Source organism: Ideonella benzenivorans (genome assembly GCF_020387415.1).
GTDB lineage: Bacteria > Pseudomonadota > Gammaproteobacteria > Burkholderiales > Burkholderiaceae_C > Ideonella > Ideonella benzenivorans.
The window spans coordinates 230,616-253,451 of sequence record NZ_JAGWCB010000008.1 but is presented as its reverse complement, the minus strand read 5'-3'; the positions used below and the strand labels follow the sequence as shown (position 1 = coordinate 253,451).

Here is a 22,836-nt window from a genome sequence, read left to right as displayed (position 1 = left end):
CCATGATCACTCTTCGCAATGTGACGCTGCGCCGCGGCGTCAAGGTGGTGCTTGATGGCGCCACACTCACCCTCAACCCCGGCGAGAAGGTCGGCCTGGTCGGCCGCAACGGCGCCGGCAAGTCCAGCCTGTTCGCCATGCTGACCCACCGGCTCGCGCCGGACGCGGGCGATTTCGAAATCCCACCCAAGTGGCGGGTCGGCGAGGTCTCGCAGCAGATGCCCGAGGTGGACACCCCGGCCACCGAGTTCGTGCTGCAGGGCGACCTGCCGCTGATGGAGGCCCAGGCCGCGCTGGACGCGGCCGAAGCCACCGATGATGGCCACGCGATGGCCGAGGCCCACCTGGCCTTGGAAGAGGCCGGCGCCTTCGACGCCAAGGCCCGGGCCCAGACCCTGCTGCTGGGCCTGGGCTTCAAGCCCGACCAGCTGGAAGGCGCGGTCAACAGCTTCTCCGGCGGCTGGCGCATGCGCCTGCAGTTGGCCCGCGCGCTGATGTGCCCCAGCGACCTGCTGCTGCTCGACGAGCCCACCAACCACCTGGACCTGGACGCCCTGGTCTGGCTGGAAGGCTGGCTGCAGCGCTATGCCGGCACCCTGCTGATCATCAGCCACGACCGCGAGTTCCTGGACGCCATCACCAACGTGACCGTGCACCTGGACGAGGCCAAGCTGACCCGCTACGGCGGCAACTACACCCGCTTCGAGGAAATGCGCGCCGAGCGCATGGAGCAGCAGGCGGCCGCCTTCTCCAAGCAGCAGGACCGCATCGCCCATCTGCAGAAGTTCATCGACCGCTTCAAGGCCAAGGCCACCAAGGCCAAGCAGGCGCAAAGCCGGGTCAAGGCGCTGGCGCGGATGGAAAAGCTGGCCCCGGTGCTCACCGCGGCCGACTTCAGCTTCGAGTTCCGCGAGCCGATCAGCCTGCCCAACCCGATGCTGGCGATGCGCGACGTGGTCTGTGGTTACGTCGGTGCCAACGAGGACGGCAGCGACAAGCCCATCGTGCACGGCATCAACCGCACCGTGCTGGCGGGCCAGCGCATCGGCATCCTGGGCGCCAACGGCCAGGGCAAGTCCACCGTGGTCAAGACCATCGCCCGCGCCCACCCGGCGCTGGCCGGCACGCTGACCGAAGGCAAGGGCCTGGCGATCGGCTACTTCGCCCAGCAGGAGATGGACCTGCTGCACGCCGACGACAGCCCGCTGCAGCACATGGTGCGGCTGGGCAAGGCCACCGCGGCCCACCTGGGCGGCGAGCCACGCGAGCAGGAGCTGCGCGACTTCCTGGGCCAGTTCCGCTTCGTCGGCGACATGGTGCACCAGCCCATCGGCACGCTGTCGGGCGGGGAACAGGCGCGGCTGGTGCTGTGCAGCCTGGTCTGGCAGCGGCCCAACCTGCTGCTGCTCGACGAGCCGACCAACCACCTGGACCTGGCGACCCGCGAGGCCCTGTCGATGGCGCTCAACAGCTTCGACGGCACGCTGATGCTGGTCAGCCACGACCGCGCCCTGCTGCGCGAGGTCTGCGACGAATTCTGGCTGGTGGCCGACGGCGAGCTGAAGTCCTTCGACGGCGACCTGGACGACTACCAGCGCTGGCTGGTGGAACGCAGCCGTGAGGCCCAGCGGGCCGCCAGCGGCAAGGCGCCAGCCCAGCGGGCCTCCGCCCCCGTGACGCCCACCACAGCCGCCGCCGCGGTTGTCAGCGCCCCACCCGCCGTCAGCCACGGCCGGGAGGACCGCAAGGCCGCCGCCCAGGCCCGGGCCAAGCTGGCCGACCTGACGCGCCCCCTGCGCAACGAACAGGCCCAGATCGACAAGCGGCTGGAAAAGCTGGGCCGCGAGAAGACCGAGGTGGAGGCCCTGCTGGCTGCCCCCGGCCTGACCGGCGAACAGTTCGCCGAGCATGGCCGCCGCCTGGCCCACATCCAGGCCGAGCTGGCCATGCTGGAGGAACGCTGGCTGGAACTGGGCGAGGAGATCGAGGCCGCCGGCCGTCAGGCCGGCTGAGCCCTCACTTCACACCCTGGCCCAGCAGCACGCCGTTGACCATGACCCCGTAGAGGTTGACACCGTCGCCCTCGTGGAACTTCTTGCGGGTGGCTTCGATGTCGCCCTGGACCAGGCGCGGGTCCTGCGGCCGTTCATGCGAATTGACGAAGGCCGCCACGTCCCAGGCCTCCTGGTCACTCAGTGTCTCGCCCTTGCCCAGCGGCATGTTGTGCTGGATGAAGCCGGCCGCCGTGTTGATGCGGTGCATGCCGGCGCCCCAGTTGTAGGAGTCCTTGCCCCACAGCGGCGGGAAGACCTGGGTCGCCCCCACCTTCTTGCCCTCGCCGTTGGCGCCGTGGCAGAGCGCGCACTGGGCCTCGTACACCTTCGCCCCGCGGGCGATGTCGTAGCCGCCCTTGGGCGGCATTGGTTCGTCAAAGCCGCGGCCCGGCAAGGCCTTGCCCACCGGCGCGCCGGTGGACAGCCAGTAGGCATAGGCGGTCAGCGCGTTGAGCACCTCGCTGTCGGCCGCCGGCGCCTTGCCGTTCATGCTGAACTGGAAGCAGCCCTGCATGCGCTCGGCGAAGCTGTTGACCTTGTTGTTCTTCTTCCGGTAGGCCGGGTACATGGTGTAGGCCGCCCACAGCGGCGCCGAGTTCGCCTTGCGGCCCCGGTCCAGGTGGCAGTTCACGCAGGCCATCTCGTTGCCGACGTACTGCGGCGCCAGCGCCTTGGTGTTCATGAAGATGGCCTGCCCCTGGCGCACCAGCGCGCCGAAGGCGTTGTTGGGCAGCTCGCTCTCGGCCGGCGGCTGGAACCAGGGGCTGCTGGCCGCCTTGGCCGGGGCCTTGGGCAGCTGGGTCTGGTCCTCGGTGCGCGGGCTGGCGGCCAGCACGCTGCTGGCCATCACCAGCGGCAGCAGGGCCACCGCCCCGCGGCGGAAAGAATGGGATTGCGTCATGGCGTGTCGTGTCGAAGGGGTGGCGGGGCTCAGCGCAGGCGGTGCTGGGTGTCGTCGAAAGGCTCGCTGGAATCACCCAGGCTGCCGAAGTACTCGGCCACGGCCTTCATCTCGGTCGCCGTCAGGCTGGCGGCAATGTGCTGCATCAGCCCATTCGGGTCATTGCGGCGGGTCGGCGCCACGGCGGCCACCGCCTTGGTCTTGCCCTTGGCCTTCACGGCCGGTGCGCCGGCCCAGGCCTTGAGCTGGTTTTCCAGGTAGACCGCGCCCTGGCCGGCCAGTGGCGGGAACGACGGGTCCATGCCGATCCCCGAGGGGCCGTGGCACAGCGTGCATTCCGGGATGCTGCGGTCCCAGGCGCCGCGCAGCGCGATCCAGGCGCCACTGCCTTCGGCCGGCGTGCCCACCGGCTGCGGCGCCACATTCACCCGCGGGCGGGCCGCGTAGGCCGCGGCCACCGCATCCACCTCTTCCGCGGTCAGCGCGCTGGCGATGGGCTGCATCACCGGGTTCAGGCGCAGGCCGGCCTTGAAGTCGTGCAACTGCTTGGCGATATAGGCCGCCGGCAGGCCGGCCAGGCGCGGAAAGCCCGCCGCGGCCATGCCCTTGCCGTCCGGCGCGTGGCAGCTGATGCAGGGCATGGCGGCCGGGTTGGCGCCGCCTTTCTGCATGATGGACTCGCCATCGGTGGCGGCGTGGCTGGCCAGGCTCGTCAGCAGGAGCAACGGCCCCACATGCCTGAACCATTTCGAGGGGGATGAAACGTGCATGAAGGAATCCTTGGAATGATGATCCGGCCGGTGGGTCGAGCGGCCGGCGGGCATGCTAGACCCTGGCTGCGTCCCCGGCCAGGGGGAGGCCGACCGGGTTTTTCCGTGAGTGATTCCTGACAGCGCGCCCGCGCCGCGAAGGCTCAGCCCCGCGCCGGCAGCACCGCCCGGTGGGCCCGCACCGCGTCCTCGAAGGCCTGCGTCAGGGCTTCGCACTCGGCCTCATCGAAAGGCAGGCTGAGCGCGATCATGCCGCGCCGCGCGGTGAAGACGCCGCGCGCCAGCAGGGCGAAGAACAGCAGGTCCTTGGCGCGGGCATCGGTGCCGGCCAGGTCTTCGGGCGACTGCACCGGCGCCGCGGTGGCGTGCAGGCTCATCAGCGAACCCAGCCCGGTGTACTGCATGGCCACCCCCTGCTGCTGCAGCACCTGGTTGAGCCGTTCTCGCAGGGCGTCGCCCCGGGCGTTGAGCGCCTGCAGCGCCCCGGCATCCAGCACGCGGCTCAGGCCGGCGTGGCCGGCGGCCAGCGTCAGCACATTGTTGTTGAAGGTGCCGGCATGGGCCCAGGCATCGGCCCGGCGCGGGTCGAAGCCCGCCATCACCTCGGCCCGGCCGCCGAACACGCCAAACGACAGACCGCCGCCCAGGTACTTGCCGGCCGTGGTCAGGTCGGGGCGCAGGCCCAGCAGCGCCTGCCGACCGCCATAGGACAGGCGCGAGGTCATCACCTCGTCCAGGATCAGCAGCGCGCCGCACTGGGTGGCCAGCGCGCGCAGCCCGTGCAGAAAGGCCGGCTCGCCCGGGATGCAGCCGCCCGAGCCCAGCATCGGCTCGACCACGATGGCCGCCAGCTGGGCGCCGTGCTCGGCCACCAGGGCCTGGGCGCTGGCCAGGTCGTTGTAGCGCGCCAGCAGCCAGGCATGCGGCACGTTCATCGGCGAGCCACCGCCCCCAAAGCTCAGCACCCCGCCGTGGTAGGCGCCACGGAACACCAGCACCCGCTCCCGCCCGGTGTGGGCCTTGGCGGTGGCGATGGCCAGCAGGTTGGCCTCGGTGCCGGAGTTGGTGAAGCGCAGCAGCTCCATGGCCGGAAAGCGGCGCTGGATCTCGCGCGCCAGCAGGCCTTCGCGGGCGGTGTGCGAGGACAGGTTGATGCCGCCATCGAGCGCCTGGGTGATGGCCTCGCGGATCACCGGGTGCGAGTGGCCATACAGGCCGGCAGTGAATTCGCCCAGCGCATCCAGGTAGACATGACCGTCCTCGTCCCACAGCCGGCAGCCTTCGCCACGCGCCATCGACAGCGGAAACGGCGGGTGGAACAGCACGCTGCGGGTGTTGCCCCCCGGCAGTGCGGCGCAGGCCGTGGCCAGGGCCGCGGCGCTGCGCGGGTTGCGCGCGGCATAGGCGCCGGTTTCGGCGGCCAGCGCCTGGTCCAGCGCGACCGAGCGTTCGGCGGGAGAGAACGAGGACATCGGATGCTCCTGTACGGTGTACAACTAAATTCTAGGCCGCTTTGGCCGGCTGCGCACGGCCCGTTCCGCCCCGCCGGCCGTGCACGCACAATGCGCTCCTGTTCCGCGCCACCCTCGCCTGCCCATGCCCCGCCGCCCCCGCACTGACGCCACCGTCCCCGGCCTGAGCCGCGAGCGCATCCTGGCCGCGGCCCTGGCCTTGATCGACGCGCACGGGGTGGAGCGCTTCAGCGTGCGCGACCTGGCCCGGTCGCTGCAGGTCTACCCGACGGCGCTGTACTGGTACGTGCCCAGCCGCAATGCGCTGGTGGCCGGCGCGGTGGCGCTGGCCCTGGCCGACCTGCCGCTGCCCAACCCGACGGGCGAATGGACGGCCGAGCTGCGCCAACTGCTGACCCACTACCGCACGGCCGTGCGCCGCCACCCCCACATCGCCCCGGTGCTGGGGGCGCAACTCGTCTCCAACGAGGGGGCCAACCTGGCCCTGGTGGACCGCCTGCTGGCCCTGCTGGAAGGTGCAGGCTTCCAGGGCAGCGGGCTGCGCCGGGCCTACAACACGGTGATCGCCGGGCTGGTGGGCTTCGTCACGCTGGAGCTGGCACCCCTGCCCGACGACGACCCGACCGGCTGGTCGCAGGCACAGCGCGAGCGCCTGGCTCGGCTCGCCCCCGACCAGGGCCCCACCCTGGCGCGCCACCTGCCGGCGCTGGCCAACCAGGCCTTCATCCTGCGCTGGAGCAACGGCCAGGAACAGCCGCTCGACGAGGACTTCGCCACCTGGGTGACGGTGCTGATCGAAGGCCTGAAGGCCGTGGCGAAGCTCGGCCATTGAGCGTCTTTTTGAAGGCGCGACATGCTTCCACCTGAAGCAATTTGTCACACAACCGCCATATTTCGATAGCGTGAACCCATCGCTGTCAACAGAACGGTTAGTTCGGCCTATAGACTGAATTCCACCCTGTCGATACAGGGGGAATCCACGGCGCACCCGACCGTTGCGGTCCCAGGGGCCGTGATGCCGCCAGGTGCACCGGGAAGGTCCGGCGGATGGGTCCGCCGGCAGTGGCCTTACCGCGACCTGACCCTGATGACCGCATACCGTTCTCTCGCCCTGTGCGCTGCCAGCCTGGCGGCCACCTACAGCCTGGCCTTGCCGGCCCCGGTGGCCGCACAAGGGGCGCCCCTGCCCCAGCCCTTGCTGCCGGTTCCGGTCGCAGCCGGCCAGGCCGCCGCCCTGCCGGCCAGCCTGGCCGACCTGCCGGCGCGCACCGCCCGCGTGCGTTTCAAGGATCTGGGCGTGGCCACGCCCTTCACGCTGCGTGGCACCGAGGGCAGTGGCAGCCTGGACATGGGCATCCGCCTGGATGAGCTGGTCGAAGCGGCCACGCTGCACCTGACCTTCACCTTCTCGCCCGCCCTGCTGCCCGACCTGTCCCATCTGGAGGTGCTGCTCAACGACGAGGTGCTGCAGACGGTGCCGGTGGACAAGACGCTGGCCGGCAAGCCGCAGTCCATCGAGCTGCCGCTGGACCCGCGCTATTTCACCGACTACAACCGGCTGCGCTTCAAGCTGATCGGCCACTACACGCTGGAGTGCGAGTTCCCGACCCACAGCAGCCTGTGGGCCAGCATCAGCAACGACAGCTACCTGGACCTGAAGCTGCGCCAGCTGCCGCTGCGCGACGACTTGGCGCTGCTGCCCGCCCCCTTCTTCGACCCGCGCGACAACCGCCCGGTGGACGTGACCGTGGTCACCAGCCCCCGCCCGGCGCCTGGCGTGCTGAAGGCCTCCGGCGCGCTGGCCAGCTGGCTGGGCACGCTGGCCGCCTACCGCGGCAACCACTTCCAGGTGCTGCAGGACGCCCTGCCCACCGACCGCCATGCCGTCGTGCTGGCCACCAATGCCGACCGGCCGGCCTTCCTGAAGGACCTGCCGCCGGTGCAGCAGCCCACGCTGCGCTTGATCGCCAACCCGAAGGCCCCCGCCTACAAGCTGCTGCTGCTGCTGGGCCGGGATGACGCCCAGGTGCAGCAGGCCGCCCAGGCGCTGACGGTGGCCAAGCCGGCCCTGTCCGGCAACAGCCTGACAGTGGACCAGCTGAAGCTGCCGCCGCTGCGCCAGGCCTATGACGCGCCGCGCTGGATCAACACCCAGCGGCCGGTGCAGCTGGCCGAGCTGATCCAGTCCAACCAGGAGCTGCAGCTGCGCGGCATCGTGCTGGACAGCGTGGTGCGGATCAACACCCGCATGGCACCGGACCTGTTCACCTGGCACAGCCAGGGTGTGCCGATGGACCTGTACTACCGCTACACGCCCACCAACCTGTCGGACCGTGGCTCGCTGGACCTGGGCATCAACGACCAGTTCATCCGCTCCTACCCGCTGCAGGCCGCACAGGACGAATCCTCCGGCGTGCGCAAGATGCTGCTGCCGCTGCTGAGCAACGGTGAATACCAGGCCCGCTCGGACTTCCGCTACCCGGCCTTCCTGATCGGTGGCGAGAACCAGCTGCAGTTCGCCTTCAAGATCCCGCCGTCGGACTTTGGCAAGTGCCAGTCCACCCCGTCACCAGAGCTGCGCGCCGCGATCGACCCGCAGTCCACCATCGACCTGTCGGGCTTCTACCACTACCTGGCCATGCCCAACCTGGCGGCCTTCGCGAACAGCGGCTTCCCGTTCACCAAGTACGCCGACCTGGCCCGCACCACCGTCATCCTGCCGGATGCGCCCACCCCGGCCGATCTGGAGCTCTATCTGACGGCGCTGGCCCGCATGGGCGTCGCCACCGGCTACGCCGGCACCCGCTTCAACCTGCTGCCGGCCTCGCAAGTGGCCCAGGCCAAGGATTCGGACCTGCTGATCATCGGCCACGGCCGGGACCGCCTGTTGACGGGCTGGCAGCGCGATCTGCCGGCCCTGATCGAGGAAGGCAAGCGTTCCCTGCGGCCGCTGGACCGTTCGCTGGACCTGCTGAGCGACCTGTTCCGCCTGGAACCCGAGCACCTGGCCCATGAAGGGGACGGCAGCGCCGTGCTGAGCGGCCAGGGTGCACTGGCCGCGGTGACCGGCTTCCGCTCGCCGCTGGACGGCGACCACCACGCGGTGGCGCTGATCGGCACCGATGCCGAGGCCCAGCGCGCGCTGGCCCGGGCCCTCAACGACACCTACAAGATCAGCCAGATGCGCGGCGATCTGGCGCTGCTGCGCGGCAATGCGATCGAGAGCTTCCGCATCAACGAAGTCCAGTACGTCGGTGACCTGCCCTGGTGGCGCCGGGCCTGGTTCGCGCTGCACCAGCACCCGGTGCTGCTGGCCCTGGTCGGCATCGTCACCGGCCTGTTCCTCGCCTTCGCGCTTTACGTGGCCCTGCGGGTGCGGGCCCGCCGCCGACTCGGCCTGGGAGCCTGAGCATGCCCGCACGCCGCGTCCCTGCGGCGGGGCCCCGGCACCAGAAGGTCGCCGCCGGTTCCGTCGCCCCGCGCTGGGCGGCCCTGGCCGTGGCGCTGAGCCTGGCCTGGCCCGCTGCAGCCGCCCCCTGGGTGGCCCGCACGCCGCAGGAGGAGCTGATCGCCGCCGCCATGCTGTGGAGCGGCAAGAACCGCAACGACCTGGCCCGGCCGCTGCTCGACAAGGCCCTGGCCCTGCAGGCCGACGACCCGGTGGCGCTGGCCCTGCTGGGTGAGCTGGACCTGCGCGAGCGCCACCCCGAACGGGCGCAGCAGCGCTACGCCGTGCTGCGCCAACAGCATCCGCAGGCCCCGGCCACGCAGGCCCTGGCGCAGATGATCCAGGCCTACGGCCCCGACGCCGGCCGCCTGTCCCAGATGCGGCTGATGGCGCGAGCCGGCCGCAAGGCCGAGGCCGCGGCCCTGGCCCGGCAGCTCTTCCCGGCCGGTGCGCCGGCCGTCGGCAGCCTGGGCCTGGAAGTGGCCGCCCTGCTGGGCGAGCGCCCGCCCATGCTGCTGGGCCCTGCGCCCACCACCCCCGCGATCCGGCTGGCGACTGGCAGCGCCGCTGCCGGGGCCAGCGTCTCGGCACCAGCCACGCCCCCGGCCGCACGCACAGGGGCACGGGCGCGCCGCGCCACCACGGCCCCCCGAGTCGCCACCCGGCCGGCGGCCCCGCCGCCGACCGCCGTCGCCGCGCCGGCCCCCGCCGCCCCCGCCGCCGACCCGGTCGAGACCTTGCGGGCCCAGGCCACGGCGCTGAGCGAGCACGGCCAGGTCGCCCAGGCGCTGGCCACCCTGACCCCGGCGCTGGACCTGGCACCCCGGGACCCCTGGCTGCGCCACCAGCTGGCCCGGCTGCAGCTGCGCCTGCAACAGCCGGAAGCCGCCCACCGCGTGATGGACGAGGGCGTGGCCCTGGCCCCCCACGACGAGGACATGCGCTTTGCCCGTGGCCTGATCCGCGAGGCGCTGGACGACGATGCCGGCGCGCTGGACGACCTGGCCATGGTCCCGCCCGCGCAGCGCTCGGCCGGCATGCAGGCCCTGGAACAGCGGGTGCGCGTGCACCAGGCCGTGGCCCAGGGCCGGCTGGGTGAGGCCGAACATCTGGCCGGCGACGACGCGGGCCTGCTGGACGCCGTCAGCGAAGGCTGGTTCCGCACCGGCCAACCGGCCGCCGCCGTCGCGGTGCAGCAGCGCGCCCTGGACCGCCGCAGCGCCGCTGGCCAGAGCGTGCCACCCGCCCAGCGCCTGGCGCTGGCCCGGGTACAGCACCGCGCGGGCGACGATGCCGCGGTGGCCCAGGCCCTGCCCGGCCTGCTGGCGCAGAGCGACTGGCCGGCCGACGAAGCCCGCCAGCTGGCCGCGCTGGAGGCCGACCACGTCGAGCGCCAGATCGAGCAGCTGGCCCTGCAGGGCGACACCGCCCAGGCCGAGGCCCTGGCCCAGACCCCGCCGCACGACGCGGATCCGGCGCAGGCCCGCCGCACCCAGGCCCGCTGGCGGATGGCCGCCGGCGATGCCGCCGCGGCCGTGCCGCTGCTGCAGGCCGCGCTGGCCACCGCCCCGGACGACACCGCGCTGCACCTGGCGCTGGGCAACGCCTGGGCCCGTCTGGGCGATGCCGACCGCGCAAGCGAGCAGGCCCGCTGGCTGGCCGGCCACCTGAGCCCGCAGGCCCTGGACGACCAACTGGCCCTGCTGCGCCTGTGGCAGCGCGCCGGCCAAACCGACGAGGCCCAGGCCTTGTCGGCCACGCTGCGGGCCCAACACCCCACCGATGCCGACGTGCTGAGCCACGCCGCCCGGCTGGCCCGCTCGCGCGGCCAGTACGACCAGGCCCTGGCCCTGTTCACCCAGGCCCGCCCGGCCCCTGGAGCCGCGGCGGACGCCAAGCTGGAGCGCGACATCGCCGCGCTGCAGGCCCGCGGCCAAGCCTGGATCGAGACGGGCACCCAGTGGCTGCACAAGAACGCCACCGAGGGCGTCTCCAGCCTGCGCGGGCTGGAGCAGCCGGTCGTGCTGTGGTGGCCGCAGGATCTGCAGGGCCGCTGGTTCCTGCACCTGGACCCGCTGCACCTGAGCGCCGGCACGCTGGACCCCGCCAACACCGACCTGGGCCAGCTGCCGGCCCCCCATGCGCCCCTGACGGGCCCCGTGGCCCAGACCGCCAACGGCGCCAACGTGGGCGTGGGCTACCAGACCGACGACTGGCGCGCCGACCTGGGCGTGATCGGCGCCAACACCCTGGTGCCGCACTGGGTGGGCGGCGTGCGTTGGCAGGGCAACCTCGGCCTGCAGGACCAGGTCAGCTATGCGCTGGGCCTGTCACGCCGGCCGCTGACCGGCAGCCTGCTGTCCTACCTGGGCCAACGCGATCCGGTCTCGGGCCAGGTCTGGGGCGGTGTCGTCGCCACCGGCGCGGAGGGGCGCATTGCCACCGACTGGGGCCCGTACAGCGTCTCGCTGAGCGGCGATGCCGCCCGGCTGACCGGCCTGCGGGTGCAAAGCAACAGCCGGGTGCGCCTGCGCGCCGCGGTGGACCGCGACCTCTGGCGCACCCCCAACCAGGGCCTGAACCTGGGCCTGGCGCTGTCGGTCTGGCACCACGCGCGCACGCTGTCGGAGTATTCCTGGGGCCAGGGCGGCTATTACAGCCCAGGCCAGTACCAGTCCGTCGCGCTGCCGCTCACCTGGGATGGGCGCGAAGGCCCCTGGTCCTGGAAGGCACGCGCCACCCTGTCCTATTCGCACACCCGCAGCACCGCCTCGCCCACCTTCCCGACCGACCCCACGCTGCAGACGGTGCACAACATCCTGTACGCCGGTGGCACCAGCCAGGGCGTGGGCCGCTCGCTGCGCGCCGCCCTCGAATACGCCGCCACGCCGCACTGGGCCGTGGGCGCCGCGCTCGACGTGGACCGCTCCGACGGCTACGCCCCGACCCAGCTCACCGTCTACCTGCGCTACCTGTTCTCACCGGTGGTGGCCCCCCACCCGGAGCGCCCGCGTCCGGTGGAGCCCTACTCCAGTTTCTGAGGCCGCTGACCGAAATGTCCATCATGAGCCCCACCTCTGCCCTGCCCCTGTTCCCCGCTTCGCACGCCATGCCGCCGCTGCGGCGTCTGGGCGTCCGCCTGGGTCTGGCCCGCCCCCCGGTGGCCGCACCGGTGCCGCTGGGCCTGGCCCAGCTGCCCGACGGGGTGGACCAACTGCCCGTGGGGCAGCCGGTGGCGCTGTGCTGGCCGCCGATGGCAGCGGCCCAGCGCTGGCTGACCCGGCTGCTGCTCACGCTGCTGGAACGCCAGCCGGTGATGCTGGTCGCCCACGACGCCGGCTGGGTGGACACGCTGCTGGGCGACTCCGGGTTGGAGGCCGCCCGCGAACAGGGCCGTCTGAAGGTCTGGCTGCTGGCCCGGCCGGATGTGGCCCTGCCCGAGCTGCTGGATGAGCTGCCCCTGGCGGGCTGGGAGGAAGGCCAGGCGCTGTTCCTGGTCTCGCCGCAGCCGCTGCTGCGGGCACCGACAGTACAGGCCTGCCTGCGCCAGGGCGCGGCGCTGCAGCGCTGGTGCGCCCAACGGAACGCACCGGTGATCTTCGGCCACCCGGCGCCGGACGGGGTCGGCCCGCTGCTGGCGGCGCTGCACGGCCTGGGCGACACCTTTGAGCACATTGCCGGCCTGGGCCTGGATGCCGGCCAGCTGCTGTGGTGGGTGGACCGCTGGAACACCGCCACGGGCCCGGTGCTGCAGCACCGCTACGGGCTGCAGGCCGACGCCGAGGGCGCGCTGGCCTACAACGGGCTGGAGGTGCAAGGCCAGGACCTGACCCTGATGTCCGCCCCGGACGCCCTGCGCGTCATCGCCACCGAGGAGGCCCTGGGCGGCCTGCGCGGCCTGCCCCCGGGCTGGCAGATGGTGGCCGACTGGTCCGCCGCGGTGGCGGCTGCCCACGATTGCCAGGCTGCCACCGTGCTGCTGCACGCCGGCGCGGCCAGCGACTTCCCGGCCCTGGCCGAGACCGTCTACACCCTGCGCCAGCAGCACCCCCGGCTGCTGAAGATCCTGGTGCGGGAAACCCACGACAAGCTGCGCGCCCACGCCGAACTGGCGCTGGGCGCAGCCGGTGCCAACCGGGTGATCTACCGCGAGCTGGAACTGTCCCGGCTGGAGCGCCAGATCGACGGCTTGCGCAGCGCCGTCTACCCGCAGCCGCTGCCGGCCACGCTGGCCGAGGCGCTGGCCCCGTTCCAGCCCGACCCGGTGCGCGGCTACCTGCCGCCGCAGGCCTTCTGCACCCAGGTGCGCCACACCCTGCAGCGCAGCGCGGCCACCGGCCTGAGCCATGTGCTGGTGCGGCTGCTGCTGCAAAACCACGTGCCGCACCTGGACGCCCTGCGCGCCGTGCGCACCCAGCGCGACGGCGATGTGGTCACCGCCGACGAGCGCTCGCTCTGGGTCTTCCTGTACGGCTGCGCCCCCACCACGGCCGAGGCCACGCTGGAGCGCGTCTTCGCGCTGCCGCTGACCGAGCTGTTCGCCAGCTCGGTGATCGACACCACGCCGGACGGCATGCTGAACCTGCTGGAGCCGGTGGCCCAGGCCGCCCGCCTGGGCCGTCTGACCGACCACAGCCTGGCCCTGGCCACCCTGCGGCCGGACGATGCCGCCCCCGCGGCGACCCCGGCACCGGTCACCGCCAGCCCCCAACCGGCGGCGCCCCCGCGGCCCGCCCTGGCCCCCGCCCTGCTGCCCCGCGAGCAGCCCAACCCCATGCCGACCGTGCGGCCCCGCCTGCCGCGGCTGCGTCCGGCCCCGATGCCGGCCCGCGGCCCCCGTCCCGCGCCGCACGAAGAAGGGGCCTGGCATGCTGCTTGAAGCCCTGCTCTGGATGCTGGCCGGCCTGGCGCTGGCCCCCTTCCTGGCCCGCGGTCTGCGCCAACTGCCCGGCCTGAACTGGCAGCGCACCCTGCGCACGCTGCGGCCCTACCGCCGTCCGGCCGAACGCGCGGTTGAACGCGCGGCCGATGCCCTCTCGGCTCCCCACGACGCCCCATGACCCGTCCCCCGTACCACACCGTCGTCTTCGCCGGCCTGCTGGGTGGCGTGGGCCAGACCACGCTGGTGGCCAACCTGGCCCACCTGCTGGCCAGCGAGGGCGTGCCCTGCCTGGCACTCGAATGGAATGCCCAGAACAGCCTGGCGCTGCACCTGGGCGCCGAGCAGCCGCCCTCCAAGGGCTGGTACGGCCGCTTCGTGGCCGGCAGCTGGATCGGCGACGCGGTGCTGGCCAACGACGCCGGGGTGCGCTGCCTGCCGTTCGGCCCCCTGCCACCGGCCGTCGGCCAGGCCCTGCAGCGCCTGCACGACCAGCCGGACTGGCTGGCCGAACAGCTGCAGCGCCTGGACCTGCCGGCCGAATCCTGGGTCCTGATCGATGCCGCAGCCCCTTCGCCCTGGCTCATCCAGGCCCTGCGCTGCGCCGACCAGCTGGTGGTCGGGCTGGAGGCCTCGGCCCGCGCCCTGCACCTGGCCGGTCCGGTCGATCGCCTGACGCACGCGATCCCGGCGCAGGCTCAACTGGGCCTGGTGTTGAACCGCTTCGACCCGCGCCGCCCCTCCCACGGCCGCTGCCTGACGCTGCTGGAGCACCAGTGGGGTTCGCGGCTGGCGCCGCACCTGGTGCACGAGGACGAGGCCTGCGCCAACGCCCTGGAGCAGGCCGCCTGCGTCTGCGCCGCGGCCGAGCAGGCCCAGTCGGCACATGACTTCAACGGCGTGCTGCGCTGGCTGCAGGCCCGCGCCCGCCACCCCGCAGGAGCCGTGACGCCATGAGCCTGCAGCGCCTGTTGTGGATCGGGGCCACGCTGCTGCAGGTGGAGCGGCCGGCGCAGCTGTCGTGCTGGCTCTGGCGCCTGTTCGTGCGCCCGCCGGCCGGCCGCGCGGCGGTCGAGCTGAGCCTGGACCAGGTGCCCGACCCGCTGGACGGGCTGGCCCGGCAGCTGGGGCTGAGCCGGCCAGCCGCGCTCTGGCGCTGGCTGCTGGCCAGTCTGGTGCTGCCGGCGGCGGCCCGGGCGGCGGTAGCCCTGCGCCGCGCGGCCGGCTGGCGGCGGGCCCGGCAGTCGCTGGCCTGGCTGGCCACGGTCCTGTCACCGCTGGCCCGGGCCCTGGCCTGGGGGTTGGGGCGGGTGCTGGGCGGCGCGCTGCAGCTGATGGGGACGGCGCTGGTGCTGCCCGGGCGCTGGCTGCTGCGCGGCTTCGACCGGGCGGCCGCCACGATCGACCATTCGGGCCTGGGCCCGGCCCTGGCGCGGGGCCTGAGCCCGGTGCTGCGTCAGCGCGGCATCAGCACGGTGCTGCTGGTCCTGGCCGGCGTGGCGCTGGTGTCGGTGGTGACCACGCCCTTCAACGGGCTGGGCCAGTTCCTGTTCCTGCTGCTGTGCTGGGCCCTGGCCCTGCTGCTGCGCCGCCTGCCGGGCCGCTACCCGGCCATCGCGCTGGCCACCATCGGCCTGCTGGCCATGGGCCGCTACGCCTGGTGGCGCCTGACCACCACGCTGCAGTTCGACTCCACCGTGGAGGCCCTGCTCGGCTACGGCCTGCTGACGGCCGAGGTCTACACCTGGCTGATCTTCCTGCTGGGCTTCATCCAGACGATCTACCCGCTGCAGCGCCAGCCCGCGCCGCTGCCGGAGGACCGCCATCTCTGGCCCACGGTGGATGTGTTCATCCCCACCTTCAACGAGCCCACCAGCGTGGTGCAGCCAACGCTGCTGGCCGCGCTGTCGATGGACTGGCCGGCCGACAAGCTCAAGATCTACCTGCTGGACGACGGCCGGCGCGAGGAGATGCGCGCGCTGGCCGAACGGCTGGGCGTGCAGTACCTGAGCCGGCCGGACAACCGTCATGCCAAGGCCGGCAACCTGAACCATGCGCTGCAGTTCAGCCACGGGGAACTGGTGGCCGTGTTCGACGCCGACCACATTCCCACCCGCTCCTTCCTGAAGTCCAGCGTGGGCTGGTTCCTGAAGGACCCGAAGTGCGCGATGGTGCAGACCCCGCACCACTTCTTCTCGCCCGACCCGTTCGAGCGCAACCTGGGCACCTTCCGCCGCGTGCCCAACGAGGGCTCGCTGTTCTACGGCCTGGTGCAGGACGGCAACGACTTCTGGAACGCGACCTTCTTCTGCGGCTCCTGCGCGCTGCTGCGCCGGGCCCCGCTGATGGAAGTGGGCGGCATCGCGGTCGAGACGGTGACCGAGGACGCCCACACCGCGCTCAAGCTGCACCGGCATGGCTACAGCACCGCCTACATCCACCAGACCCAGGCGGCCGGCCTGGCCACCGAAAGCCTGTCGGCCCACGTCGGCCAGCGCATCCGCTGGGCCCGCGGCATGGCCCAGATCCTGCGCGTGGACAACCCCCTGCTCGGCAAGGGCCTGAGCCTCTGGCAGCGGCTGTGCTACGTCAACGCGATGCTGCACTTCCTGTTCGGGCTGCCGCGGCTGGTGTTCCTCACCGCGCCGATGGCCTACCTGTTCTTCGACTGGCACATCATCCACGCCAGCTCCCTGATGGTGGCGCTCTACGTGGTGCCCTACATGCTGCTGGCGACCATCGCCAACGCCCATGTGCAGGGCGAGCACCGGCATTCGTTCTGGGCCGAGGTCTACGAGACAGTGCTGGCCTGGTACATCGTGCTGCCCACCACGGTGGCGCTGCTGGCCCCGCAGCACGGCAAGTTCAACGTCACCGCCAAGGGCGGGCTGGTGGAGAAGCCCTACTTCGACTGGAGCATCTCCACGCCCTACATCGTGCTGGTGGGCCTGAACCTGGCCGCGGCCATCACCGGGCTGCTGCGGCTGACCGTGTTCAGCAGCCCGGAACCGGCCACAGTGGTGCTGAACCTGGTCTGGACGCTCTACAGCCTGCTGATGCTGGGCGCCGCAATCGGCGTGGCCTCGGAATCGCGCCAGGTGCGCCATTACCAACGGGTCAACACCCGGCTGCCCGCCACGCTGTACCTGCCCGACGGCCGGGTGCTGCGCTGCGAGTGCACCGACTACGCGATGAGCGGCCTGGGCCTCTCGGGCCTGGGGGCACTGTCCCTGCAGCGCGGTGAGACGGTGCAGGTCGGGCTCTGGCGCGACGGCCGCGAATGCGTCTTCCCCGGCGAGATCAGCAACCTGCACCAAGGCATGGCCGGGGTGCGCCTGGACCACCTCTCGCTGGCCCAGCAGGTCGAACTGGTGCAATGCACCTTCGCCCGGCCCCAGGCCTGGCAGGGCTGGCACCTGACCCATGAGCAGGACCACCCGATGCGCGGCCTGAAGGAAATCACCCTGCTCGGCCTGGATGGCTACCGCAAGCTGGCCCACACCCTGCGCGAGCGCCTGCAGGCCTGGCGCGATGCCCGCCAGCAGCGCCGCGTGGCCCCCTCTCTTCCTGTCCTGCCCCTGCGATGAACGCCTGGAGTCTCTACTTTCTTGCCAAGGTCGGCCTGCACTTTGCCGGCACGCTGCGCCTGCACTGGCTGCCCAACCTGGTCTTTGCCCTGGCCCTGCTGTGGCCGCTGCCCGAAGGCCGGGCCCGCCGCGTGCGCGCCTGGCTGGCCTGGCCGGTGGCGATCGCCCTGCTCTACCAGGATTCGCTGCTGGGTTCGCCCGATCGGCTGCTCGGCCAGATCAAGGGCCTGGCCGGCTTCAGCGCGGGCTACCTGTTCGAGCTGCTGACGCGCGCCGTGCAGCCGGCCTGGCTGCTGGCTGCGGTGCTGGCCTTCGCGGCCTATGCGGTGCTGTCGCGCTGGCTGCGCTTCTCCACGCTGGCCGTGCTGGCGATCCTGAGCGTGCCGCTCAGCCAGCTGGTCCAGAAGCCGGAGCACTTCGGCGGCACGGCCCTGGCCGCGGCCACCGGCAGCCCGGCGGCCGGCAGCAGCGCCGCCACGGCCGCGGCGGATTCGCCCGATGCCCTGCTGAGCCGCTTCTACGCCCATGAGCAGCAGCGCCGGCTCAGCTTCCCGGCCCAGGGCACGCCACCGTTCGACCTGATCGTGATCCACGTCTGCTCGCTGGCCTGGGACGACCTGGACTTCGTCGGCCAGAGCCAGCCGGCGGTGCTGCAGCGCTTCGACCTGGTGTTCAAGCAGTTCAACAGCGCGGCCAGCTACAGCGGGCCGGCTGCCATCCGGGTGCTGCATGGCAACTGTGGCCAGCGCAACCACACGCAGATGTACGACGCCACGGACCCGGGCTGCCTCACCTTCCCGGCCCTGGAGAAGGCCGGTTTCAAGACCGAGGGCTTGCTCAACCATGATGGCCACTACGACGGTTTCCTGCAGACCGTCGAGCAAAGCGGCGGCCTGGCCGGCAAGATGCAGCCCAACGCGGCGGCGCCAGCGGCGATGCAGAGCTTCGATGGCTCGCCCGTGCGCGACGACGGCGTGCTGCTCAGCCAATGGTGGAAGCAGCGCCAGACCCAGGGCGGCGCCCCGGTGGCGCTCTACTACAACACCATCAGCCTGCACGACGGCAACCGGGTGCCCGGTTACAGCTCCCGCAGCAGCCTGGACACCTACAAGCCGCGCGTGACCAAGCTGCTGGCCGACCTGGACCACTTCGTCAGCGAACTGGAGGCCAGCGGCCGTCCGGTGGTGCTGATGCTGGTGCCCGAGCACGGCGCCTCGCTGCGGGGCGACAAGCTGCAGATCTCCGGCATGCGCGAGATCCCCGGCCCGCGCATCACGCTGGTGCCGGCCGCCATCAAGCTGATCGGCCTGCCGCACCCCGGCACCGGCACGGCGACGGTGGTCGACAAGCCTGTCAGCTACTTCGACCTCTACAGCCTGCTGTCCAACCTGCTGGCCGACAACCCGTTCGCCCCCGGCGCCAAGCCGCTGGCGCAGCGCCTGGACACCATGGCCGGCACCGACTACGTGGCCGAGAACGCCGACATGGTCGTGATGCGCCTGCCCGATGGGCGCTATGTGATGAAGTCCGGCGAAACGCCCTGGACCGATTACGACACGCGCTGAGCGCCGGGGCTGCTCAGCCCTTGAGCCAGAGCGTGTCCAAATCGGAAAAGCGCCAGCCCTCGGGGGACTCCAGGTCGGCGATGCGGTCGGTGCAGCCCGGCCGGGCCAGGTCGAGCACAAAGGGCTCGACGCGGTGCCGCTCGGCCACGCTGTAGAACACCCGCACCTTGGGGGTCAGCAGGCTGCCGCCGTGAGGCTCCAGCACCACGGCCAGCTGCTCCGACTTCAGCCGCACCAGCGCCCCCACCGGGTAGATGCCCACGGTCTTGACCAGGTGCTGGAACACGACCGTGTCGTACAGGCCCTTGGAGCGCGCCAGCTGGCGCATGGCCTCGGCCGGGTCCCAGGGGGCCCGGTACGGCCGGCGCGAGGTGACCGCGTCATAGACATCACACAGCGCCGCCATGCGGGCGATCAGCGGAATGGCATCGCCCTGCAGCGCCTGCGGATAGCCGCTGCCATTGAGCCGTTCATGGTGCGACAGCACCGCCTGCAGCACCAGGGGGTCGTAGCCGCCCTCGGACGCCAGCAGCTCATGGCCGCGCTGCGCATGGGTGCGCAGCAGCGTGCGCTCCTCGTCATTGAGCCGGCCGGCCCGTTGCACCAGGTCGTCCGGCAGCGTGGCCTTGCCCACGTCCAGCAGCAGGCCGGCCAGGGCGGCCTGGCGCACATCCGCCTCGGGCCAGCCCATCTGGCGGGCCAGGCCGGCCATCAGCGCGCACACGGCCACCGCATGCAGATAGGTGTAATCGGACACCGACTTCAGCCGCGCGATGCTGACCAGCGCATGCGGCATGCGCGCCACCGAGACCACCACGTCCTCCACCACGCTGCGGCAGGCGTCCTGGTCCAGCGTGCGGCCCAGGCGGGCGGCGCCGTAGAGGTCGATGACCTGCCGCACCGCGGTGCGGCTCAGGGCGGCGGCGTCCTGGTAGATCGGGCCGGCCAGCGCCAGGGCCGGATGGGCCTCAGGCAGCGGCAGCACGATGGGCTCGTCGAACGCCGCCGGCGGCGGCGCGTCGACCGGCCCGCTGGCCCGGTCCTCATCGGTCGCCTCGGCATCGACGTCGATGCCTTTGTCGGTGTCGATGACCAGCGAGGACAGGCCCAGTTCCTGGATCTTGGCCAGGTCCCGGGCATCGCGCAGCAGAAAGCGGCTGCGCCAGAAAGGATGCGAGATCCACGAACCCGAGAGCTGGTGGACGAACATCCCCAAGCGCAGTTGGTCAGGGCGGATGGTTTTCAGCACGGACGCGAGCATGCCACGGTCTGCGCCGTCCAAAACGCCAAACAGCGGCGCTGAACGGCGCAGCTTCGGGCCATCGCCCGGCCCGGGTTCAGGCCGCCAGGTCGAACACCAGCACCTCGGCGCCCTGGCCGCCGGAGAGCACCAGACGCGGCTCGCCGCTCAGGCCCAGCGCGTCGCCCGCCTGCAACGGCTGCCCGTTGACGCTCAGGCTGCCGCGGGCCAGGTGCACCCAGGTCTTGCGGGCCGGGTCCAGCGTCAGCTCGGCCGTTTCGGCCCCGTCGAACAGCCCGGCGCGCAAGCTCGCATCGGCATGCAGCGTCACCGAGCCCTCGCGGCCATCGGGCGAGGCCACCAGCCGCAGCCGGCCGCGCTTGTCCTCGGCAGGGAACGCCTTCTGCTCATACCCGGGCTCGCGGCCGAGCTGGTCGGGCAGCAGCCAGATCTGCAGGAAGTGCGTGCTTTGCCCTTCGGCATGGTTGAACTCGCTGTGGCGCACCCCGGTGCCGGCGGTCATGCGCTGCACCTCGCCCGGCCGGATGGCGGCCCCATTGCCCATGCTGTCCTGGTGGGCCAGCTCGCCATCGAGCACATAGCTGACGATCTCCATGTCGCGGTGGCCATGGGTGCCGAAGCCGGTGCCTGGTGCCACCCGGTCCTCGTTGATCACCCGCAGGTTGCCAAAACCCATGTGCGCCGGGTCGTAGTAATCGGCAAACGAAAAGGTGTGGAAGCTGCGAAGCCAGCCGTGGTCGGCCAGCCCCCGTTCAGCGGACTTGCGCAAGGTGAGCATGACGGTCCTCCAGGTTGACGGTGCGCCAGGGCACGTTCAGCCAATGTAGGTCCGCCCCTGCCGCCGGCCATCCCATCGCGCTTGAAGCGATCTTTCAAATAACATGAAGCTTCCATGCCCGACCGCCGCCACGCCCTCACGCCCGACGCCCTTGCCATGATGGACACCATCGCCCGCACCGGCAGCTTTGCCGCCGCCGCGCGGGAGCTTGGCAAGGTACCCTCGGCCCTCACCTACAGCGTGCGCCAGCTGGAAGAGGCGCTGGACGTGCTGCTGTTCGACCGCCGCTCGCGCCAGGCCAAGCTGACCGCCGCGGGCGAGGAGCTGCTGCAGGAGGGCCGCCGCCTGCTGGCCCAGATGGACGCGGTGGCCAACCGGGTGCGCCGCGTGGCCACCGGCTGGGAAACCCAGCTCACCATCGCCGCCGACGACGTGCTGTCACGCCGCACCCTGCTGGAACTGTGCGAGGCCTTCTACACCATCCGCCCGCAAGGCGGTGACGAAGGCACCGGCACCCGCCTGCGCTTGCGCTCCGAGGTGCTGGCCGGTACCTGGGAGGCACTGGTGTCGGGCCAGGCCGATCTGGCCATCGGCGTGCCGCTGGACGCGGTGCTGCCGCCCGGCTACGAGACCCAGCCGCTGGGCCGGGTGGAATTCCTGTTCGTGATGGCGCCGCACCACCCGCTGGCGATGGGCACGGAGCCGCTGACCGATGCGGAGCTGCTGCACCACCGCGCCATTGCGGTGGCCGATTCGGCCCAGCGGGTGTCGCCCCTGACGGTCAACCTGCTGCCCGGCCAGGACGTGCTGACCGTGCCCACGATGCAGCTGAAGATCGACGCCCTGCTGCGCTGCCTGGGCTGCGGCTTTGTGCCTGAACCCATGGTGCGCCACCATCTGGCGCTGGGCCATCTGGTGCAGCGCGAGGTGCGCCGCGCCCTGCGCGAGACCACCCTGGCCTATGCCTGGCGCAGCGCCGCCGTGGGCCAGCCCCGCAAAGCGCCCCAGGGCCTGGCCCTGCAATGGTGGCTGCAGCAGCTGGCCAGCCCCACCACCCGCCAGGCGCTGATCAGCCTACCGAGTGGTCTACCGGGTGGCCTGCCCGGGGCCGAGGGCGCCCTGCCCCATGACACCTGAGGCCTCCACGCCCCGCATCGGCCGCTTCGCCCCCTCGCCCACCGGCCTGCTGCACGCCGGCTCGCTGGTGGCGGCCCTGGCCAGCTGGCTGGACGCCCGCGCCCAGGGCGGCCTGTGGCGGGTGCGCATCGAAGACGTGGACACCCCGCGCTGCGTGCCCGGCGCGGGCGACGAGATCCTGCGCCAACTGGCCCGCTGCGGCCTGCAGCCCGACGGCAAAGTGTGGTGGCAATCCCGCCGGGGCGAGGCTTATGCCGCCGCCCTGCAGCGCCTGGTGGATGCCGGCCAGGCCTACCCCTGTGGCTGCAGCCGCAAGGAAATCGCCCAGGCCCAGGCCGCCCTGGGCCACGGCCATGAACGGCATGGCGAGCTGGTTTACCCCGGCACCTGCCGCCACGGCCTGCACGGCAAAGCCGCCCGCGCCTGGCGCCTGCGCACCGACGCGCCCGACGGCGGCGACCTGCACATCGATTGGTGCGACCGCCGCCTGGGCCCGCTGACCCAGAACCTGACCCAGGCCGTGGGCGACTTCGTGCTCAAGCGGGCCGACGGCCTGTGGGCCTACCAGCTGGCGGTGGTGGTGGACGACGCCGACCAGGGCATCACTGACGTGGTGCGCGGCGAGGACCTGGCCGACAACACCCCGCGCCAGATCCACCTGCAGCGCCTGCTGGGGCTGCCCACGCCGCGCTACCTGCACACCCCGCTGGTGCTGGCCGCCGATGGCCAGAAGCTCTCCAAGCAGAACGGCGCCACCCCGCTGGACCTGCGCGCCCCACTGGCCGCGCTGCAGCGCGCCGGCCAGGCCCTGGGCCTGCCGGCCGGCCTGCCCGGCACCACCCTGGGCGACTGGCTGGCCGCAGCCATTCGGGCCTGGGCCCAACGCTGGCCGGTGCCGGCGGATTGAACGCCCCCGAGGTCGATCGCCCTGCCCTGGCCGGGCCAGGGCGGACGATGGCATCATCCCCTTTTTTCAGCGATACC

16 protein-coding genes are annotated in these 22,836 nt (G+C 72.1%); 11 read left to right on the top strand and 5 right to left on the bottom strand.

All coding sequences use genetic code 11. From position 1 onward, the window contains the following. Positions 1–2: 2 nt before the first annotated feature. Positions 3–2,012 (top strand): ABC-F family ATP-binding cassette domain-containing protein, encoded by a 2,010-nt coding sequence (locus KGA65_RS06885; protein ID WP_225862405.1) that lies wholly within the window; start codon positions 3–5, stop codon positions 2,010–2,012. A 4-nt stretch (positions 2,013–2,016) separates the two neighbouring features. On the opposite strand, the gene KGA65_RS06880 is transcribed toward KGA65_RS06885, so the two are convergent. From KGA65_RS06880 to KGA65_RS06870, 3 genes are all read right to left on the bottom strand, one after another. After that, positions 2,017–2,955 carry a c-type cytochrome gene (locus tag KGA65_RS06880; protein WP_225862404.1) on the bottom strand — a complete coding sequence of 313 codons (939 nt, stop codon included), beginning with the start codon at positions 2,953–2,955 and terminating at the stop codon, positions 2,017–2,019. 29 nt (positions 2,956–2,984) lie between these two features. Continuing rightward, positions 2,985–3,725, bottom strand: a complete 741-nt coding sequence (locus tag KGA65_RS06875; protein WP_225862403.1) for a c-type cytochrome — start codon at positions 3,723–3,725, stop codon at positions 2,985–2,987. Between the two features lie 143 nt (positions 3,726–3,868). Further along, positions 3,869–5,197, bottom strand: coding sequence for an aspartate aminotransferase family protein (locus KGA65_RS06870; RefSeq protein ID WP_225862402.1), 1,329 nt, complete (start codon positions 5,195–5,197; stop codon positions 3,869–3,871). 124 nt (positions 5,198–5,321) lie between these two features. Here KGA65_RS06870 and KGA65_RS06865 point away from each other — a divergent pair, with 124 nt between their 5' ends. From KGA65_RS06865 to bcsG, 8 genes are all read left to right on the top strand, one after another. After that, on the top strand, positions 5,322–6,029 hold the full coding sequence (locus tag KGA65_RS06865; protein WP_225862401.1) for a TetR/AcrR family transcriptional regulator: 708 nt from the start codon (positions 5,322–5,324) through the stop codon (positions 6,027–6,029). 255 nt (positions 6,030–6,284) lie between these two features. Continuing rightward, positions 6,285–8,606 (top strand): cellulose biosynthesis cyclic di-GMP-binding regulatory protein BcsB, encoded by a 2,322-nt coding sequence (gene bcsB / locus KGA65_RS06860; protein ID WP_225862400.1) that lies wholly within the window; start codon positions 6,285–6,287, stop codon positions 8,604–8,606. Between the two features lie 2 nt (positions 8,607–8,608). Continuing rightward, the gene (locus KGA65_RS06855; RefSeq protein WP_225862399.1) at positions 8,609–11,686 is read left to right on the top strand and encodes a cellulose biosynthesis protein BcsC; all 3,078 of its coding nucleotides are present in this window, start codon (positions 8,609–8,611) and stop codon (positions 11,684–11,686) included. A 23-nt stretch (positions 11,687–11,709) separates the two neighbouring features. Continuing rightward, a complete protein-coding gene (locus KGA65_RS06850) occupies positions 11,710–13,524 on the top strand; it encodes a BcsE family c-di-GMP-binding protein (protein WP_225862398.1) in 1,815 nt (604 codons plus the stop codon). Beyond that, positions 13,514–13,705 carry a hypothetical protein gene (locus KGA65_RS06845; RefSeq protein ID WP_225862397.1) on the top strand — a complete coding sequence of 64 codons (192 nt, stop codon included), beginning with the start codon at positions 13,514–13,516 and terminating at the stop codon, positions 13,703–13,705. The genes KGA65_RS06850 and KGA65_RS06845 overlap by 11 nt, the downstream gene beginning before the upstream one ends. Next, positions 13,702–14,481, top strand: coding sequence for a cellulose biosynthesis protein BcsQ (gene bcsQ, locus KGA65_RS06840; protein WP_225862396.1), 780 nt, complete (start codon positions 13,702–13,704; stop codon positions 14,479–14,481). The genes KGA65_RS06845 and bcsQ overlap by 4 nt, the downstream gene beginning before the upstream one ends. After that, the gene (bcsA, locus tag KGA65_RS06835) at positions 14,478–17,111 is read left to right on the top strand and encodes a UDP-forming cellulose synthase catalytic subunit (protein ID WP_225862395.1); all 2,634 of its coding nucleotides are present in this window, start codon (positions 14,478–14,480) and stop codon (positions 17,109–17,111) included. Before bcsQ ends, bcsA begins: the two co-directional genes overlap by 4 nt. Next, positions 17,108–18,676, top strand: coding sequence for a cellulose biosynthesis protein BcsG (gene bcsG / locus KGA65_RS06830; RefSeq protein WP_225862394.1), 1,569 nt, complete (start codon positions 17,108–17,110; stop codon positions 18,674–18,676). The genes bcsA and bcsG overlap by 4 nt, the downstream gene beginning before the upstream one ends. A gap of 13 nt (positions 18,677–18,689) precedes the next feature. Here bcsG and KGA65_RS06825 read toward each other — a convergent pair whose 3' ends face one another. Continuing rightward, the gene (locus tag KGA65_RS06825) at positions 18,690–19,937 is read right to left on the bottom strand and encodes an HD-GYP domain-containing protein (RefSeq protein ID WP_225862393.1); all 1,248 of its coding nucleotides are present in this window, start codon (positions 19,935–19,937) and stop codon (positions 18,690–18,692) included. A gap of 76 nt (positions 19,938–20,013) precedes the next feature. Further along, positions 20,014–20,715, bottom strand: coding sequence for a pirin family protein (locus tag KGA65_RS06820; RefSeq protein WP_225862392.1), 702 nt, complete (start codon positions 20,713–20,715; stop codon positions 20,014–20,016). 114 nt (positions 20,716–20,829) lie between these two features. Here KGA65_RS06820 and KGA65_RS06815 point away from each other — a divergent pair, with 114 nt between their 5' ends. Continuing rightward, positions 20,830–21,852, top strand: coding sequence for a LysR substrate-binding domain-containing protein (locus KGA65_RS06815; RefSeq protein ID WP_225862391.1), 1,023 nt, complete (start codon positions 20,830–20,832; stop codon positions 21,850–21,852). Beyond that, entirely contained in the window at positions 21,842–22,759 is a 918-nt protein-coding gene (gene gluQRS, locus KGA65_RS06810; RefSeq protein ID WP_225862390.1) for a tRNA glutamyl-Q(34) synthetase GluQRS, read from the top strand. Before KGA65_RS06815 ends, gluQRS begins: the two co-directional genes overlap by 11 nt. The last annotated feature ends 77 nt before the right edge of the window (positions 22,760–22,836 follow it).